3 protein-coding genes are annotated in these 2,356 nt (G+C 60.7%); 2 read left to right on the forward strand and 1 reads right to left on the reverse strand.

Annotation, left to right across the window (positions count from 1 at the left end; genetic code table 11):
- Window positions 1–195 precede the first annotated feature (195 nt).
- Both AC1DX0_RS34720 and AC1DX0_RS34725 read left to right on the forward strand, forming a co-directional pair.
- A complete protein-coding gene (locus tag AC1DX0_RS34720) occupies window positions 196–927 on the forward strand; it encodes a hypothetical protein (RefSeq protein ID WP_477222308.1) in 732 nt (243 codons plus the stop codon).
- A 70-nt stretch (window positions 928–997) separates the two neighbouring features.
- Entirely contained in the window at window positions 998–1,135 is a 138-nt protein-coding gene (locus AC1DX0_RS34725; RefSeq protein WP_477222307.1) for a hypothetical protein, read from the forward strand.
- A gap of 7 nt (window positions 1,136–1,142) precedes the next feature.
- Here AC1DX0_RS34725 and AC1DX0_RS34730 read toward each other — a convergent pair whose 3' ends face one another.
- Window positions 1,143–2,234, reverse strand: a complete 1,092-nt coding sequence (locus AC1DX0_RS34730) for a hypothetical protein (RefSeq protein WP_477222306.1) — start codon at window positions 2,232–2,234, stop codon at window positions 1,143–1,145.
- Window positions 2,235–2,356: the final 122 nt, after the last annotated feature.

Here is a 2,356-nt window from a genome sequence, read left to right on the forward strand (position 1 = left end):
GCATGGGACTTCAGTGCCATGGCGGTCGATTGGCGTTGATTTATCTGGGATATCAAATGCTTACGGATCTCGCGGCTACCAGGCTCGCGTATTGAGACTGTATTTGTCTAAAGTTTACTCTGTACCGTTAGCGATTCCTCATACGACGCTTCCTTAGCTGTCGGGCGGATGGCGATTCCCCGAGGAGGTTACCCCATGACAAACCGAAAAACTCTGTTCGCCGCACTTGCCGCGTTGGCGCTTCTGGCATCTCCGGCACTCGCCGGAGCCGGCGGCAACGGGCACGGGGGTGGCAATGGTGGCGGCAACGGCAATGGCGGGGGCAACGGTAACGGCGGGGGCAATGCTGGCGGCAATGGCAATGGCAAAAGCGGCGCTTCGCACGGCAAATCGTCGTCAGCCCCGGGACAGGTGGCCAAGTCGGAGACGGACACCACGGTCGATACGACCGAGGTCTCGTCCGTGCACAAGGAAAAGAACATCCACGCCAAGCTTGGCCGGCTGAACTCGCTGCAGCGCAACTTCAACGCCTATATGAACTCGAAGAGCAAGAAATTCGCCGCCATTCAGGCCTATGCGACGCAGTCCGCGAAAGCCAAGGTCGCGCAGGCAACGGCCGCCGCCGCCCAGGCGCAACTGGCTACGCTGAAAGCGCAACTGACCGCGCTGCAGGCAGACTCGACCGCCACTGCCGCACAGATCCAGGCTGTGCAAGATCAGATCACCGCTCAGCAAGCCGTTGTCGATGCTGACAACGCGGCGGCTGCCGCTGCGACTGTCGGCACAGACCAGGCATCGCTCGATGCAGCGCTGACGGATATGGCCAACAAGCCGGTCGATCCCGAGGTCACGGCCTGGGCCCAAGGCGTCCTTGCCGGCAAGATCGATCAGATGGCTACCAAGATCGAAGCGGAGACGACGCCTTAAGCGTCGACTAAAACGGCAGCAGCCGATCGAAGAAGAGCCGCCGGGCACCACCCGACGGCTTTGCTATTTCTTGACCATCGAAGAAAGCCGGCCTGTTGCGGTCTCCGGCGCCCTCGGTCCTGCCCGGCACGAAATGGAGATCGGCGCGCACGACATCATCGTCGGCCGGAAAGGCCATTCCAGCATGAACGGCCTGCTGCTGATCTAGCCTCGCATCACTTCAGCCCGACCAGCCGCCTCAGGCGCCGACGCAAGCTCATTGCAATTACTTGGCGACGAAGGCGGTCGATTTCGGCGTTGAGTCCGGCTCGCTCTGCGGCGTGCGCCGCTGCGGCCGCACTCAGCTCTTCCTGACTGACCCTGGCCCGATCGAGCGCTGCATTCGCGGCGAGCTTTTCCTCATTGATCCCTGCGTCCTGGATTGCCGCATTCGCGGCCAGCTTTTCCTGGTTGATCCTGGCTCGTTCGAGCGCCGCATCTGCGGCCAGCTTTTCCTCTCGAACGCTGCGGAGCTCGCGGCGTAACGCAATATTGTCTACCTCCACAGGGCTCGGATATCGGATTTGCGGCTGGGGAATCACTGTACCCGCTGCCGATAGCCCTTTTTGTGTTGCAACCTCGTCGCCGATCCTGACCTTGGCAAGCGAAGCAACGCTGGCATGTGCCTCACGAGCAGTTTGCGGAGATACGTCTATGGGCAGGATGGGTTTCAGCGTGCGGTAGAGATATTCCCAGTCTTCGACCATCCGCGGGAAGACTGGAAAAACCAGTGGGATTTGGGCCTCGGCGGCACGATGAACCAACCTGTGGAAGCTGACGGCCAGCAGTCTGGCCTGATCGAGCGGATTGAGTGAAAAAACCAGCCCGCCGGGGGTCACCCCGGCTACTTCCCAGGTTCGATCCAGCTTGTCCGCAACCCACGGCTGGGTCTGATGAATCGATCGATACTCCGCCACGGCGCGGCTGGTAGCGGCCTCGACAAGATCCCGAATAGGAACCACCAGCGCATCGATCGCAAATCGCTTGCTGCCCAGGATCTCCTCAATATATTCCCCAGCCCACGGTGACTTGAGGACATAGGGCAGATCCTGGTCCGGCTGGACCAGCAGCATTTGTTCCAACCCGGCATTGGCGGAAGAAGACCAGCCAGCCCCCGCTTCACCGTAGCGTCCGAAGCTGGTGTCCAGACCAAGGGCAGTCAGATACTTGACGAGAAAGCTTGTCCCAGCCCGGCCTGTTCCAGCAATCAAGAGATGACGCCGGGGCGACGCTGGTTCGGCACCTGAACTGGTAGAGGTCTCGGTCATCGCGAAATTCCGATCTCACGTCTGTTGTGAATCGCCATGCCGTTCTCAGGCGTCATTTTATCGACGCTGGAGCCGTCATGGGCCGACTCCGGACGGCAAACCTTCAGCAGCAGGGTCATAAG

Source organism: Mesorhizobium sp. P3_A9 (genome assembly GCF_056402975.1).

Excerpts from the sequence above, each read along its gene's own strand:
- AC1DX0_RS34730 (WP_477222306.1), bottom strand. The coding sequence starts at position 2,234 with ATGACCGAGACCTCTACCAGTTCAGGTGCCGAACCAGCGTCGCCCCGG.
- AC1DX0_RS34720 (WP_477222308.1), top strand. The coding sequence starts at position 196 with ATGACAAACCGAAAAACTCTGTTCGCCGCACTTGCCGCGTTGGCGCTT.